This window comes from Sphingopyxis sp. C-1, assembly GCF_001047015.1.
In the GTDB taxonomy this organism is placed as follows: Bacteria; Pseudomonadota; Alphaproteobacteria; order Sphingomonadales; family Sphingomonadaceae; genus Sphingopyxis.
Window position 1 is genome coordinate 1,334,250 of sequence record NZ_BBRO01000001.1, and the last position, 12,885, is coordinate 1,347,134.

At 65.1% G+C, this 12,885-nt stretch carries 17 protein-coding genes and 1 pseudogene; 7 read left to right on the forward strand and 11 right to left on the reverse strand.

What is annotated here, in order from left to right; genetic code table 11:
- Positions 1 to 431 precede the first annotated feature (431 nt).
- Positions 432 to 1,172, forward strand: a complete 741-nt coding sequence (locus tag SC1_RS06085; RefSeq protein WP_202966784.1) for a CPBP family intramembrane glutamic endopeptidase — start codon at positions 432 to 434, stop codon at positions 1,170 to 1,172.
- A 50-nt stretch (positions 1,173 to 1,222) separates the two neighbouring features.
- On the opposite strand, the gene SC1_RS06090 is transcribed toward SC1_RS06085, so the two are convergent.
- Both SC1_RS06090 and SC1_RS06095 read right to left on the reverse strand, forming a co-directional pair.
- Complete coding sequence (locus tag SC1_RS06090) at positions 1,223 to 1,717, reverse strand: hypothetical protein (RefSeq protein WP_062178925.1); 495 nt, start codon at positions 1,715 to 1,717, stop codon at positions 1,223 to 1,225.
- Between the two features lie 56 nt (positions 1,718 to 1,773).
- Entirely contained in the window at positions 1,774 to 2,601 is an 828-nt protein-coding gene (locus SC1_RS06095) for an alpha/beta fold hydrolase (protein ID WP_062178929.1), read from the reverse strand.
- Between the two features lie 126 nt (positions 2,602 to 2,727).
- On the opposite strand from SC1_RS06095, the gene SC1_RS06100 reads away from it, so the two are divergent.
- From SC1_RS06100 to SC1_RS06120, 5 genes and pseudogenes are all read left to right on the forward strand, one after another.
- Positions 2,728 to 3,741: a GlxA family transcriptional regulator gene (locus SC1_RS06100; protein WP_062183684.1), complete on the forward strand. Its 1,014-nt coding sequence runs from the start codon at positions 2,728 to 2,730 to the stop codon at positions 3,739 to 3,741.
- Positions 3,742 to 3,831: 90 nt separating this feature from the next.
- A pseudogene (locus SC1_RS06105) lies at positions 3,832 to 4,182 on the forward strand (YciI family protein); the annotation flags it as partial.
- A gap of 135 nt (positions 4,183 to 4,317) precedes the next feature.
- Positions 4,318 to 5,580, forward strand: coding sequence for an RNA polymerase sigma factor (locus SC1_RS06110; protein WP_062183686.1), 1,263 nt, complete (start codon positions 4,318 to 4,320; stop codon positions 5,578 to 5,580).
- Positions 5,577 to 6,248: a DUF6445 family protein gene (locus tag SC1_RS06115; protein ID WP_062178935.1), complete on the forward strand. Its 672-nt coding sequence runs from the start codon at positions 5,577 to 5,579 to the stop codon at positions 6,246 to 6,248. The genes SC1_RS06110 and SC1_RS06115 overlap by 4 nt, the downstream gene beginning before the upstream one ends.
- 153 nt (positions 6,249 to 6,401) lie before the next feature.
- Positions 6,402 to 7,475, forward strand: a complete 1,074-nt coding sequence (locus SC1_RS06120) for a choice-of-anchor A family protein (RefSeq protein WP_083435704.1) — start codon at positions 6,402 to 6,404, stop codon at positions 7,473 to 7,475.
- A gap of 35 nt (positions 7,476 to 7,510) precedes the next feature.
- On the opposite strand, the gene SC1_RS06125 is transcribed toward SC1_RS06120, so the two are convergent.
- Positions 7,511 to 8,473, reverse strand: coding sequence for an SDR family NAD(P)-dependent oxidoreductase (locus SC1_RS06125; protein WP_062178950.1), 963 nt, complete (start codon positions 8,471 to 8,473; stop codon positions 7,511 to 7,513).
- 176 nt (positions 8,474 to 8,649) lie between these two features.
- On the opposite strand from SC1_RS06125, the gene SC1_RS06130 reads away from it, so the two are divergent.
- Complete coding sequence (locus tag SC1_RS06130; RefSeq protein WP_062183692.1) at positions 8,650 to 9,555, forward strand: AraC family transcriptional regulator; 906 nt, start codon at positions 8,650 to 8,652, stop codon at positions 9,553 to 9,555.
- Positions 9,556 to 9,568: 13 nt separating this feature from the next.
- Here SC1_RS06130 and SC1_RS06135 read toward each other — a convergent pair whose 3' ends face one another.
- The 8 genes from SC1_RS06135 to SC1_RS06165 form a co-directional block, all read right to left on the reverse strand.
- Entirely contained in the window at positions 9,569 to 9,757 is a 189-nt protein-coding gene (locus SC1_RS06135) for a hypothetical protein (protein ID WP_062178953.1), read from the reverse strand.
- Positions 9,758 to 9,815: 58 nt separating this feature from the next.
- Positions 9,816 to 10,037: a hypothetical protein gene (locus SC1_RS06140; protein WP_062183695.1), complete on the reverse strand. Its 222-nt coding sequence runs from the start codon at positions 10,035 to 10,037 to the stop codon at positions 9,816 to 9,818.
- Positions 10,038 to 10,059: 22 nt separating this feature from the next.
- Entirely contained in the window at positions 10,060 to 10,212 is a 153-nt protein-coding gene (locus SC1_RS22100) for a hypothetical protein (RefSeq protein ID WP_193749116.1), read from the reverse strand.
- Between the two features lie 71 nt (positions 10,213 to 10,283).
- Positions 10,284 to 10,541 carry a translation initiation factor IF-1 gene (gene infA / locus SC1_RS06145; protein ID WP_062178955.1) on the reverse strand — a complete coding sequence of 86 codons (258 nt, stop codon included), beginning with the start codon at positions 10,539 to 10,541 and terminating at the stop codon, positions 10,284 to 10,286.
- 3 nt (positions 10,542 to 10,544) lie between these two features.
- On the reverse strand, positions 10,545 to 10,751 hold the full coding sequence (locus tag SC1_RS06150; RefSeq protein WP_062178958.1) for a cold-shock protein: 207 nt from the start codon (positions 10,749 to 10,751) through the stop codon (positions 10,545 to 10,547).
- Positions 10,752 to 11,054: 303 nt separating this feature from the next.
- Positions 11,055 to 11,273, reverse strand: coding sequence for a hypothetical protein (locus SC1_RS06155; RefSeq protein WP_062178960.1), 219 nt, complete (start codon positions 11,271 to 11,273; stop codon positions 11,055 to 11,057).
- A complete protein-coding gene (locus SC1_RS06160; protein WP_062178963.1) occupies positions 11,270 to 11,575 on the reverse strand; it encodes a hypothetical protein in 306 nt (101 codons plus the stop codon). Before SC1_RS06160 ends, SC1_RS06155 begins: the two co-directional genes overlap by 4 nt.
- A 317-nt stretch (positions 11,576 to 11,892) precedes the next feature.
- A complete protein-coding gene (locus SC1_RS06165) occupies positions 11,893 to 12,879 on the reverse strand; it encodes a hypothetical protein (protein WP_062178965.1) in 987 nt (328 codons plus the stop codon).
- Positions 12,880 to 12,885: the final 6 nt, after the last annotated feature.

A 12,885-nucleotide genomic window follows, 5' to 3' on the forward strand; every position in this document is an offset into this window, starting at 1 on the left:
GCTGAGCGGAGGCTGGCACGGCGGGGGAATGTAGGACAGCGTTTTTTTGCGCGTGGTTGATGTCGGTGTTGGGGTGGGACGCTGCCATTCAATCGTCACCCTCGTCACGCCGAACTTGATCCGGGGTCCATGACGATGGTGCGGCTATGGATCCCGGATCAAGTCCGGGATGACGAAGAAAGATAGGGGGCTTCTGGTCGATACCCACCATTCGTCATCCCGGGCTTGACCCGGGATCCCGCTTTTTCGACGCACCCATTGGCTTCGGTATCAGGCGGGACCCCGGATCAAGTCCGGGGTGACGAGGATGTGGAGGGCAGCGATCGGTCGAAACCCGCTACTAAGCATCACATTAGTTCAAGAAGCGCCGGGCCCTTCCAGCCTAGACTCGGTGCATGACAAATCCATCCCCCGCTTCGCCGCGCCCCTTGGTGGCGCTTTCCGGTTTTCGTTTCCGCTTCTGGCCGATCGTGCTGGCGGCGGTGCTGATGCAGGTCATTCTCGAACTCGGCCGTATTCCCGCGCGAGAAATCTATCGTGCGGGGACGCCGCTGTGGGATGGTTATGTGTCGGTCTTTCTGCTTCTTGCGATCGCCTTTCAGGCGCTGCTCGGTCTAGCCGCAGTCCTCGTCATGCGCCGATTGCTGCCCGCTGCCGATCCGCATCTGCGCTGGCCGCCGGGCGCGAGTTATGCGGGTGTCGCGGCGCTGATCGGGGTCGGGATGGGCCTTGTGATGCTGGTCGCCGATTACTGGCCCGCACTCGCAGCGCAGACGGCGCCCGACATGAGCTATTCGAAAGCACCGCTCGATTCCGCGGGTTATCTGCTCGGGATGATTACGACGGGACTGGCGGAGGAGACGATCTTTCGCGGGCTGCTGGTCGGGATGCTCGTCGTGCTCGTGCCCGGACGGCTGCGGATCGGATCGCTCGATCTGCCCGTCGCCGCCTATCTGGTCGCGTTGATGTTCGGGCTGGCGCACTGGGAGTCGTTCACCGTCAATCCCTTTCACCAGGCAATGGCGCAGCAGATCTATGCCTTTGCATGGGGGCTTACCTATGTCTGGCTGATGGAGCGGTCGCGCAGCCTGCTCGCTCCGATCGTCGCGCACGGGCTCGGCAATTTCACCGAAGTCGCGATCGTGATTGCGCTCAACGCGCTGTGGGCGTGATGCAAAAAGGGCGGCCGTGGGGCCGCCCTTGGGTAGGATTGGCGTTGCAATCAGGCCGCAGTCGGACGCCGGCTCGCTTTGACTGCGAAATATCCGAAGAGGATTGCGGCGAGGAGCAGCGCGCCCTGCGCTGCGGCAAACGGCGGTTCGGTGCCGTTCGGCGCCAGCGCGTTGAGCGCCGGAACCTTGAGGAAAGACTGCACGACCAGCACGAAAAGGTTGAGGTAGAGCGCGGCGGTGGCACTGACCGCATAGACGGTGGGGGCGCGGCCGGCGAGCTTGCGGCCGTACCAGGCCCAGAAGGCTGCGACGAGGATCAGCGTCGAGAGGATTCCCGTGCCGAGCGCCGGGGTGAAGGCGATGATCGGGAAGAGGAAGCCGGTGAGGCTGGTGAGCAGGGTGAACCACAGGAAGATTGCGTTGGTGCGGGGCAGGATACGGCCGCGGGCGAAAGCGGGAAGGGCGATGAGGCCCGCGCCGATGCCGACGAAACTGATCAAGACATGCAGCGCGGTGAATTGCGGGATGGTCAAACCGAGGATCATGACACGTCTCCTTTATAAGTGAGGAGGCGCGGTCGGGGGCCCGCGCCTCTTCGTTATCAGCTGTTGATGAATTCGAGAAGATCGGCGTTGAAGCGATCCTGTTCGGTGATCGTCAGGCCGTGGCTGCCGCCCTTGTAGACCTTGAGCACCGCCTGCTTAACGATCTTGACAGTCGAGAGCGCCGCGGCGCCGATCGGCACGATCTGGTCGTCATCGCCGTGGAGGACGAGCGTCGGCTTGTCGAATTTCTTGAGGTCCTCGTTGAAGTCGCTTTCCGAAAAGGCGCGGATGCTGTCGAGCAGGCCCTTGAGGCCGCCGTTCATGCCCTGCCGCACGAAGTCGTCGCGCACCGCTTCGCTGACCACCGCGCCGTCGCGGTTATAGCCGTAGAAGGGCAGGGTCAGATCCTTGAAGAACTGGGGACGGTTGTCGAACGTGCCCTTGCGGATACCGTCGAAGACGTCCAGCGGCAGGCCGCCGGGGTTGGCTTCGGTCTTGAGCATCAGCGGGGGGACGGCGCCGATCAGCGCGACCTTGGCGACGCGGCTCGTTCCGTGACGGCCGATATAGCGGGTGACTTCGCCGCCGCCGGTCGAGTGGCCGACGAGGATGACGTCTTTCAGGTCGAGCTGTTCGATCAGTTCGGCGAGGTCGTCGGCGTATTGGTCCATATTGTTGTTGTCCCAGACCTGATCCGAACGGCCGTGGCTGCGGCGGTCATGGGCGATGGTGCGGAAGCCCTGATTGGCGAAGAAGACCATCTGCGCGTCCCAGGCGTCGGCGCTGAGCGGCCAGCCGTGCGAGAAGACGATGGGCTGGGCGTCCTTCGGGCCCCAATCCTTGAAGAAGATGTTGGTGCCGTCCTTGGTGGTGATGGTGGTCATGATATGGTTCCTTTCGACTTGAAGGGCGGGGTGTCCGTCCGGTGAAACAACAGATACGGCGATGCGCGCTTGATCGGGATTGGCGGACGCGACATTATCCGGGCCGATTCCGACAAAGGAGCCGACATGCCCAAGTTGAAGGTGCCGGACGCCGCCCCTGTGCCGCTGGTCGAGGTCGGGATGATGACCTACCCCGACTGCCAGATGGGTATGGTCCACGGGATCACCGACCTGTTCGACGTTGCCGGGCGCTTTGCGGTGGACCATGATCGGCGGCCGCTTCGCGTCAGTCACTGGCGGTTGCAGGATGAAGGCGGCTTTGCGCGCTGGTACGACAGCCATCCGGGCGAAGCGGCGGTCAATTCGCCCGCGGTGCTGATCGCGCCGGGCAGCTTGCACAAATTGCTCGAACCGGGCGAGGTCGAGCCTTATGCGCGCTGGCTGCTCGATCGACATGCGCAGGGCACGGTGCTTGCCTCGAATTGCGGCGGGGCGTTTGCGCTGGCGGCGACGGGATTGCTCGCGGGACGGCCCGCGACGACGCATTGGTTCTTTGCCGAGGAGTTCCGGAGCCGCTTTCCCGACGTGCGGATGGAGGCCGACCGGATGGTGGTCGACGATGGCGATATCGTCACCGCGGGCGGGCTGATGGCGTGGACCGACCTGGGGCTGCGGATCGTCGAGCGGCTGCTGGGGCCGACGGTGATGATGGAGACGGCCCGCTTCCTGCTGATCGACCCGTCGGGACGCGAGCAGAAACATTATGCGAGCTTTGCGCCGAAGCTGACGCATGGGGACGAGGCGGTATTGAAGGTGCAGCATTGGCTGCAGGCGCGGGGGGCGGGACCGGTCGCGGTCGCGGATATGGCCGGCGAGGCGGGAATGGAGGAGCGGACCTTCCAACGGCGCTTCAAGGCGGCGACGGGGATGACCCCGGTCGAATATGTCCAGCATATCCGCGTCGGCAAGGCGCGCGAACTGCTGGAGTTCACGAAGCGCACCGTCGACCAGATCGCTTGGGGCGTGGGGTATGAGGATGCGGCGGCGTTCCGCAAATTGTTCCACCGTCTGATCGGGCTGTCGCCGAATGAATATCGCCAGCGTTTCTCGACCCCGCAGTCGCTGGCCGAGGTAGCCTGAAATTTTTTTCTCAGCTCGTGTCGATTTGGCGGCGGCTCGTTCGTCGTGTTGGCAGGAGCCGCTGTTGGCCCGTCTAAAAGGAGATGGAAAATGCGTGTGATGGTTTTCGTGAAAGCGACCGAAGACAGCGAAAAGGGCCTGCCGCCGACCGAGGACATGACCGCGATGTTCGAGGCGATGGGCAAGTATAACGAGGAACTGGTCAATGCCGGCGTGATGGTCGACGGCGACGGGCTGAAGCCCTCGTCGTTCGGCAAGCGGATCGCGTTCGACGGCGCGAGCCGGACGGTGATCGACGGGCCCTTTGCCGAAACGCGCGAACTCGTCGCGGGCTATTGGGTCTGGGAGGTCAAGGACATGGACGAGGCGGTCGCCTGGGCGAAGCGTTGTCCGAACCCGATGCCTGGGCCGAGCGATCTCGAAATCCGTCCCTTTTACGAGATGGAGGATTTCGGCGAGGCGTTGACGCCCGAACTCGCCGAGCAGGAACAGAAGCTGCGCGAGAAGCTGAGCGGCGAATAGGTCGCGCCCGCTGCCATGCTTGCCTCTGACGCTTCGGTGCCCGAGAAGGCAGGCATGGCGGCCGATGAAACCCACCGAGCGATCGAGGCGGTGTTCCGGATCGAGCGAGCGCGGCTGATCGCCGCGCTCGCCCGGACGACGCGCGACGTCGACCGGGCCGAGGAACTGGCGCAGGAGGCGCTGCTGATCGCGCTGACCGAATGGCCGAAGTCGGGGGTGCCGGGCAATCCGGGCGCCTGGCTGACCGCTGCGGCGAAACGGCGCCTGATCGACGGGGTGCGGCACCATGCGATGCGGGAGCGAAAACATGCCGAAATCGCCCGCGAACTGGACGAGGAGCGCGACATGAGCGCGGAGGCGGTCGAGGCGGCGCTCGACGACCCGCTGGGCGACGAATTGCTCGGGCTGATCTTCGCCGCCTGTCATCCCGTCATTTCGCCCGAGGGGCGCGCGGCGCTGACGCTGCGGCTGGTCGGTGGGCTGACGGTCGAAGAAATCGCGCGCGCGTTCCTGTCGAACGAAGCCGCGATTGCGGCGCGGATTACGCGGGCGAAAAAGGCGATAGCGAAGGCGGGGGTGGCGTTCGAAGTGCCGCGCGGCGCGGAGCTTCAAGCGCGGCTCGGATCGGTGCTGGAGGTCGTCTATCTCATCTTCAACGAAGGCTATGCCGCGACTACGGGGCCGTCGCTGGTTCGTCCGCCGCTCTGTGCCGAGGCGCAGCGGCTGGGGCGCATCCTTGCCGGGCTGATGCCCGAACAGCCCGAGGTGTCGGGCCTGCTCGCGCTGATGGAAATTCAGGCGTCGCGGCTCGCGGCGAGGGCTGGACCCGACGGGCGGTTCGTACCGCTGACCGAGCAGAACCGGGCGCGGTGGGACCAGTTGCTGATCCGTCGCGGACTGAATGCGCTGGCGCGCGCCGAGGCGCTGGGCGGTGCCGACGGGCCCTATGCTTTGCAGGCGGCGCTTGCGGCCTGCCATGCCCGGGCGCGCTCGGCCGGGGACACTGACTGGGTTCGCATTGCTGCGCTCTACGACCGGCTGGGACAGGTGATGCCGTCGCCGGTGGTCGAACTCAACCGCGCGGTCGCGCATAGCATGGCGTTCGGGCCGGAGGCTGGATTACGGCTGGTCGATGAGATTGCCCAGGCGGCTGCGCTCCGATATTATGCGCCACTACCCGCCGCGCGCGGCGACTTCCTGTTTCGCGCCGGGCGACTGGGTGAAGCGAAGAGAGAATTCGAGGCGGCAGCGGCGCTGTCGAGCAACGAGCGCGAACGCGATTTCCTGTTGGCGCGCGCCGGGGCGTGCGCCGAATGACGACGGTGCGTATCGAGACGATCGGGGCGGAGGCGCAGCCGCTTGTCGTCCTCGACGATTTCGCGCCCGATGCCGATGTCTTGCGGAGCTTTGCGCAGACGGCCGATTTTACCCCGGCGCTCAACCATTTCCCGGGGGTGCGTGCGGCGCTTCCCGCCGATTATCTTGCGACACAGCTTCCCATCATCGCGGACGCGGCTGCCAAAGCTTTCGGGCGGGCGGGGCCGGTGCAGGTCGTCGACGCGAGCTTCTCGATCGTCTCGACGCCGCCGAGCGCGCTCTCTGTCCCGCAGCGCCTGCCGCATATCGATGCCTTCACCGAGGATCGTATTGCGCTGGTCCATTATCTGTCGCCGGCGGGCGGCGATGGGACCGCTTTCTTCCGCCACCGCTCGACGGGTTTCGAAACGGTGGATGAAGCGAAGCGGGACCTGTTCTTTCGGCACCTCGACATCGAATTGCGCCATGGAGGCGTCCCACCGCCCGAATATATATTGGGCGATACGCCGCTGTTCGAATGCATTCGCACCGAACCGGCGCGCTATAATCGCGCGCTGCTCTATCGTAGCTGGAACCTCCATAGCGGGGCGATTTCGCCGGAAAACGGACTGGCCGCCGACCCCGGGCGCGGGCGTTTGACGGTCACCGGGTTCTTTTCCATCGGCTGACGTCGCGTCCGCCGCGATTTTGGCACGGCTGCGCGACGGTTTTGAGCTGCTGTTTCGGAACGGGACAACGGCCCGTCGCACTTCGGTGTAAACGCAGCGACGAACGCCCTATGGGCGCCCGCGCCTTCTCATTGAAAACTGGACGATAAACCCGTGGCCTTCTCGACCCGCTCCCTGTTTCCCGCCGCGATCATAGCGACCGCTTTGACGCTGCCCGGTCTTGCTCAAAGCAAGGCGATCACCGGCGTTGACGCGCTGCGCGAATGGAACCTGGTGGTACTCGGGAACCTTGAATCCTCGTCCGAAGTCGAGGGGCGCACTTTCGTCGGCGGCAACCTCAGCGGCAATTCGTCGAATTACGGCATCCGCGCCACGACCTCGCCGAATGGCCAGCCGGGACTGACCGTCGTCGGCAATGTCACGGGTAGCCACAAGAACCTCAACAACGGATCGGGTGCGGTGGTCGGCGGCAATGTGTCGAGCGGCTTCAACCTTAACGGCCCGAACCAGACGGTGAAGGTCGGCGGGACGATCAGCAACACCAACGTCAACCAGAATAGCGTGATTTCGAACCTCGACGCGAGCAATCCGGGATTTGGGTTGGGGCTGCAACAGCAGAAAACCGAACTCAAAGGCAGCATGAGCAGCCTGTCGTTCGAGATGGGCACGCTTAAATCGAACAGTCAGCTTACGGTGCAGGGCAATCGCGGCACCTTTACCGCGCAGCCCAATGCACAGGGGCTTGCCGTGTTCAACATCACCGCTGCCGACCTCGACAAGATCGGTGAGATCCAGTTCAACCTGAACGGCGCCGACACCGCGATCGTCAACGTCAGCGGCCGGTCGATCAACCTCAACGACAATTTCCTGGGCGGTACGAACAATCTGGGCGAGCGGGTGATCTGGAACTTCCCCGAGGCGGAGGATTTGAAGCTGACCACCGCATGGGGCGGGTCGGTGCTCGCGCCGCTGGCCGATGCCGAGACGCGCAATTATATCCAGGGATCGGCGGTATTCGGCAATCTCAAGCAGAATGGCGAGATGCACATCGGCACCTTCAAGGGCGGCTATACGACGTCGCCCCCGGGCGGATCGAGCGGCGGCGACAGCTCGACCGGCGGCGGTGCGACGCCCGTGCCCGAGCCCGGAATGGCCGGACTGTTCGGGCTTGGTGTCGGCGGTCTGATCCTGTGGCGCCGCCGACGGGCGAAGCGGACCGCCGAATAGGGCGACCCGCGAACGGGCCGCCCCCCGGGGCGGGCTCAGAAGCGCTCGCCGACCAGCTCTTCGCTCTTCACCCACAGCGCCTTGGCGTTGTCGGGATCGATCGCATAAGCGCGAACGCCAGCGCGCAGTCCGTCGTCGTCGGCAAGCTCGGCGACGTGGCAATCCTCGAGATAGCGACCGCCGACCTCCGCCGGATCGGCGACCGCAGCGGCCCAGACCGAGGTAGCTGCACCTTGCGGGATCGATTTGAACTCGAACGCTTCGCCGCCCGCTTCGCGGGCAGAGGCGTTGATCTGTTCGACAAGCGCCTCGAGAGCGCCTTCGTCGAGGTGGCGGCCCAGTTCGGTGTGGATGCCGCCTGGGTGAAGCGCGATGCCGCGCACGCCGCGATCCTTGTGACGGCGGTCGAATTCTAACGCGAAGAGGATGTTTGCGGTCTTGGAACGGCCGTAGGCGGCCCAAGGCTCATAGTCGCCGCGGTCGAAGTTCGGGTCCTCCAGGTTGACGTCGGAGAAGCGGTGCCCCGACGAAGCCAGGCTGACGAAGCGGCCGCCATCCTTGATCAACGACGCGATGCGATTGACGAAGGTGAAGTGACCCAAATGGTTGGTGCCGAACTGCGTTTCGAAGCCGTCGGCGGTCTTGCCGAAGGGGGCAGCCATCACGCCGGCATTGGCGATGACGACGTCGAACGGACGGCCGTCGGCGACGAGCGCATCGGCGGCGGCGCGGACACTGGCGAGCGAGGCGAGGTCGAGCTGGATCAGCTCGAAGCTGCCGCCGCCGGCCTTTGCCGCATCGCGGACGGCTCCGGTCGCGCTTTCCGCCTTGGCGAGGTCGCGCGCTGCGCCGACCACATCGGCGCCATGGGCGACAAGGGCGCGGGCGGTCTCGACGCCGAGCCCGGCGGAGACGCCGGTGACGAGGAAGCGCTTGCCCGAAAGGTCGACGCCCGAAAGCACGTCGTCGGTGGTCGATTTGGCATTGAACCGTGTCATGATGAACTCCTTGGATAGGGCAGGGCGGAGGGGAGTGCCCTGACCCCGGCAAGATAGGCGCAGTGTTCACGGCCTCGCTGCCCGATCATGGCATCTGCTTGCCTGATCCTCTCAAAGCGGAGATGGTGTGCGGGACGCTCCTTGCGCGCGGGCGCGGGGCGTCCGATGTTGGGAGCATGCAAGACCGGCTCGACTCGATATGCGAACAGGTGCTGCGGCACGCGGTTTCTCCCTATTATGAGGCGCCAGTGCCGCGGCTTGTCGTCGCAACGCAATGCGCGCCGACGAGCGGGGTCGCGACCGTCTATGAACCCGTGACCTGCCTGATCCTGCAAGGAACGAAGCAGGTCGTGATCGGCGATCAGGTGCTGCGATACGACGCGTCGAGCTATTTTGTCGCCTCGCTCGACCTGCCCGCGGTCGGCCGGGTGGTCGAGGCTACTCCCGACAAACCCTATGTCGCTGCGGCGCTGCGCATCGACCGCGCGGTGCTGGCCGACCTGATCGCCAGCATGGATCCGGCGACGATCGGCCATGCGCCGCCGGGCGACCTTGCGGGTTTCGCCGTCGCGTCGGTGACCGAGGAACTGGTCGAAGCCTGGGCGGGGCTGCTGGGTCTGCTCGACCGGCCGGACGATGTCGCGATGCTGGCGCCGATGCGCGAGCGAGAGATCCTCTATCGCCTGTTGCAGGGGCCGCTCGGCGGGCAGCTTTGTGCCATTGCCCAGGAGGACAGCCGCTTGTCGCGGGTGCGGCGCGCGATCCTTTGGATGCATGAGCATTTCGACACGCTGCTTCCCACCGCCAAGCTGGCGGAAATTGCGGGGATGAGCACCGCATCCTTTCACCGGCATTTCAAGGCGGCGACCGCAATGAGCCCGCTGCAGTTCCAGAAGACGCTGCGGCTGCATGCGGCCCGGCGCTTGCTTGCGGGTGGCAGCGAGGCGAGCCGCGCGGCCTATTCGGTCGGTTATGAAAGCGCGTCGCAGTTCAGCCGCGAATATGCCCGCGCCTTTGGCCTGCCGCCCTCGCGCGATGCCGAACGGCTGCGCGGCATGGTGCAGGTGGGCGCTGCGGTTTAAAGGGCCGCCAACCTTATTTCTGGCAGAGGGCCGGGACGTCGGGAAAATAGGCCGTCATGCCGCGGCGAGCCCGATAAGCCTCGATCCGCTTTGCATAATGGGCGGGCAGGTCGAAATTGAGGGCGCGGAGACCATTGCGCCGCACCGCCGCCTTTTCGATCAACGCCATCTGGTGATGGTAGAAGAGCTGGTTCATATCCATGGGCTTTCTCCGGGATGGCGTGATTTCGTTCGGCTTGCGGTCGCGGCTGGCGGCCGCGTCAATTCTCCGGCAGTTTTTCGGCGACGTCGTTGGCAGGCGCGGTCGCGGTTGCGGTTCGTTCGGCACGCGCAGTTTCGGCGCGGGCGAGCTTGTCGGCCATCGCCTGCCAGGCGGCCGCGGCGCGCATATTGCGGTCGCGGACCTGTGTCAGGGCCGAAGCCTCGGCCTCCACCCTGCATTTTTCGGCCTGCGAAAGATAGAAATCCAGATTGGCCGACATGCGCATATTTCCTCGTTTTCGGTCAATCGACCATATCGGCGATGAGGCGCCGGAGTTCGCGGCGCGAGAGCGTCGGGCGGCGGCGGCGCGGCAAGTTCGCCGTCAGCGCCTTTCCGGCCAGCGACAGCGCAGGCAGGGCGGGGAAAATCGAATTATTGTTCTGAAACATAGTCATCATCTTTATCTTTGATTTGAGTGTTCTGGTTGTTGGGGACCCATCAATTCATGTGGTCCCGATGGTGGGGATCAGCGCCGTTTGCGCTGCCCCGGTACCACCGGCCCGCCCCCGCGTTCGCGGTAGACGAGGCGGCCCTTGGTCAGGTCATAGGGTGTCATCTCGACGCGCACGGCGTCGCCGACGACCGACCGGATGCGGAAACGCCGCATCCGGCCGGCCGTGTAGACGATTACCCGATGACCATTTTCGAGTACGACGCCGAAGCGTCCATCGGGCAGAATCTCATCGATCTGCCCCTCGAAGGTCATGAGCTCCTCTTTGGCCAATAATCAGGCCGACTGGAGGTTGATCGCCGAGACCTTGCCGTTCTGGCCGCGTTCGAGTTCGTACGAAACGCGCTGGTCCTTGTTCAGCGTGTCCATGCCGGCGGCCTGGACTGCGGTGATGTGGACGAAGCTGTCGCCCGAGCCGTCTTCATTCTCGATGAAGCCGTAGCCCTTGTCGGTATTGAAGAATTTTACGGTGCCGATGGCCATGAGGTGTTTCCTTTCACGAGAAACGGGAATCCACCGGCAAAAGCACCGGCGGAGCTGGTAGCGTGTGAAGGGAAGATAGTGCCCCGGAAGGCCGTCAATTTCCGTCGCATGCGACGTTAGCCCGGCCCATATGGGCGATTGTCCGTGAAAAGTCAAGGTCAAGCCAAATTATCGCAAAATTGCACGCGGCCGATGCGGCGGATTTTTCCGTGGCGGAACACCCGAAATTGCTATCGAAAAGCCCGCATTTATTTCCCCCAAATGAGCCAATTGGGTGCGATTATTATGGCGTGTCGGCCCTTGTTACTGCGGCGGGCGATAGAAGCGATAGCGATCGACCGCGCCCGCAATGATATGCCCACCCAGCCGCAGCCGGATCTCATCCGCCCCGGCGCCCGTCGTGCAGACGAGGCGCGTTCCGCCCGAGCGCAGCGGTTCGATCGCGCTGATCGCGATCCCCGCGGCGTGGCAGATCGCGTTCACCTCGCTTTCGGTCAGGCTGAGGTTGATCGCGCGGCTCATGCGTCGTTCGCGGCGCGCGCCCGGATCGCGTCGGCGACACGGACGAACCCCGCATCGCTGGCGGTCGCAAGCGCGAGCGGGCGGCCGCCGAGTTCGGCGTCGTCGGCGTTGAGGAAGGCGATCGCCGGATCGCGCCCGCCCATGTTGAGAAAGGCGAGCTGGCTGATATCGCCCTGACGCCGCGCCTCTTCGCGCGATAGCGGGCTGCGCTGCCTGCGAAACGCAAAGCCTGCACGCGCCCGGCCCGGGGCGGGCGCGGCGGCGGGGGTTTCGGGGCCGGTGGTCGGGGTGTCGGAACTCATGCGGGCGCCTCCTCTTGCGTAAGCGGGAGCGCGCGGTCTCTCAGCCGCGGCGGCCTACAGAAAGTATGTGCCGCGATAACCCCTATATGGGGACGCGCGCGGGGGATTGTAAGGCATGGAAAATCGAGCCTCCTGCCGTCCGCAGGACGTCTTCCCATTGCCCGCAGGACATGGGGAGGCAGCGCGCGCGGGGCGCGTTGCTTTCCGTTGGGCGCAGCAGGCGACGGTGGAGGGGCCGCGCCGCTAATGCGGTCGGGGCCTCCGCCAATCCTTCGGGCCGTCAACGCGCCATGGCTTGGTCGCAGGGGCGGGGAGGCTCAGCCGCTCGCGCTTTTGCGTGCATTTTTGCCCTGCGGCTCGGGGTCATTTGCGGGGGCGAGCAGGCCCAAAAAGGCGCGGCGGGCGATCTCTGCCGCGACGCGGAGCGGCGCAAGTTCGGCTTCGCGAACGGCTTCGAGCGCGTCTTCCTCATCGGGGTCCATCGTGCGTTCATAGTTGTAATCGCCGAATTTCCCGACTTCGATGCCGATGAAATTTTCGGGCGGCGGGAAATCGGTGCGCCGGCGGCCGGTTTCGTGATCGGTCCAGACGGTCATGCGGGCGGCGTGTTCGTCGGGGGTCGGGGCGACGAAGCGCGGGGGAGCGGGATTGGCGGAAATCTGCGCAACTTCATTCGCGATCGGGGTATTTTTCCAGAGCGCACCGAGCGGGTTGGCGCGGTTGTCGCGCGCGGCGAGCCAGAGCGCGAGCGCGGCGGCGAGGCCTTCGGACGGCGGCGCGATTTCATCCCCGGCGTCCTTTGCGGTCTCAGCCTCGGCGTTCGCGGGCGCCGCGGCTTCGGCGGCGTCGAAGAGCGACAGGAAGCCCGGCCAGTCGGCGGCGATGACCTGTGTCAGCATCTCCTCGCCGGCGCGGGCGCGCGTTTCGACCATCTTGTCGAGCCGTGCGAGCATCGCGAGGCCCAGGCGGGAGTCGATACGGCGGCGCTTGGCAAAGCTGCGGCCGTCTTCGCGCTGCAGCTCGACGGTCTCGTCATGCCCCCAGATCGCGCGGTCGAGCAGCTCATCGACCAGCCGCCCGCGCGCGATCAGCAGCGCCGCGGCGCAGCCGAGCTTGAACGCCGCACCCTCGGGACGTTGCTTGAGCTGATAGACGGCGGACGGCGACATGCCGACCTTTGCCGAGGAAATCTTCACCGAACCGTTGGTGGCGAAAGCCTCGAGAAAGTCGCGCTGGAGTTTGGGCGTCCAATGATAGCTGGTGGGGGCGGGGATATGGGCGGGATTATATGTAGTGTCGTCCATTGATTC

What these genes read in the sequence shown, in the direction of transcription:
- SC1_RS06115 (WP_062178935.1), top strand. Translation starts at nt 5,577, where the DNA reads ATGACGACGGTGCGTATCGAGACGATCGGGGCGGAGGCGCAGCCGCTT.
- SC1_RS06110 (WP_062183686.1), top strand. Translation starts at nt 4,318, where the DNA reads ATGGCGGCCGATGAAACCCACCGAGCGATCGAGGCGGTGTTCCGGATC.
- SC1_RS06165 (WP_062178965.1), bottom strand. Translation starts at nt 12,879, where the DNA reads ATGGACGACACTACATATAATCCCGCCCATATCCCCGCCCCCACCAGC.
- SC1_RS06125 (WP_062178950.1), bottom strand. Translation starts at nt 8,473, where the DNA reads ATGACACGGTTCAATGCCAAATCGACCACCGACGACGTGCTTTCGGGC.
- SC1_RS06155 (WP_062178960.1), bottom strand. Translation starts at nt 11,273, where the DNA reads ATGAGCCGCGCGATCAACCTCAGCCTGACCGAAAGCGAGGTGAACGCG.
- SC1_RS06150 (WP_062178958.1), bottom strand. Translation starts at nt 10,751, where the DNA reads ATGGCCATCGGCACCGTAAAATTCTTCAATACCGACAAGGGCTACGGC.
- SC1_RS22100 (WP_193749116.1), bottom strand. Translation starts at nt 10,212, where the DNA reads ATGACTATGTTTCAGAACAATAATTCGATTTTCCCCGCCCTGCCTGCG.
- SC1_RS06130 (WP_062183692.1), top strand. Translation starts at nt 8,650, where the DNA reads ATGCAAGACCGGCTCGACTCGATATGCGAACAGGTGCTGCGGCACGCG.
- SC1_RS06140 (WP_062183695.1), bottom strand. Translation starts at nt 10,037, where the DNA reads ATGTCGGCCAATCTGGATTTCTATCTTTCGCAGGCCGAAAAATGCAGG.
- SC1_RS06090 (WP_062178925.1), bottom strand. Translation starts at nt 1,717, where the DNA reads ATGATCCTCGGTTTGACCATCCCGCAATTCACCGCGCTGCATGTCTTG.
- SC1_RS06095 (WP_062178929.1), bottom strand. Translation starts at nt 2,601, where the DNA reads ATGACCACCATCACCACCAAGGACGGCACCAACATCTTCTTCAAGGAT.
- SC1_RS06100 (WP_062183684.1), top strand. Translation starts at nt 2,728, where the DNA reads ATGCCCAAGTTGAAGGTGCCGGACGCCGCCCCTGTGCCGCTGGTCGAG.
- SC1_RS06135 (WP_062178953.1), bottom strand. Translation starts at nt 9,757, where the DNA reads ATGGATATGAACCAGCTCTTCTACCATCACCAGATGGCGTTGATCGAA.
- SC1_RS06160 (WP_062178963.1), bottom strand. Translation starts at nt 11,575, where the DNA reads ATGAGTTCCGACACCCCGACCACCGGCCCCGAAACCCCCGCCGCCGCG.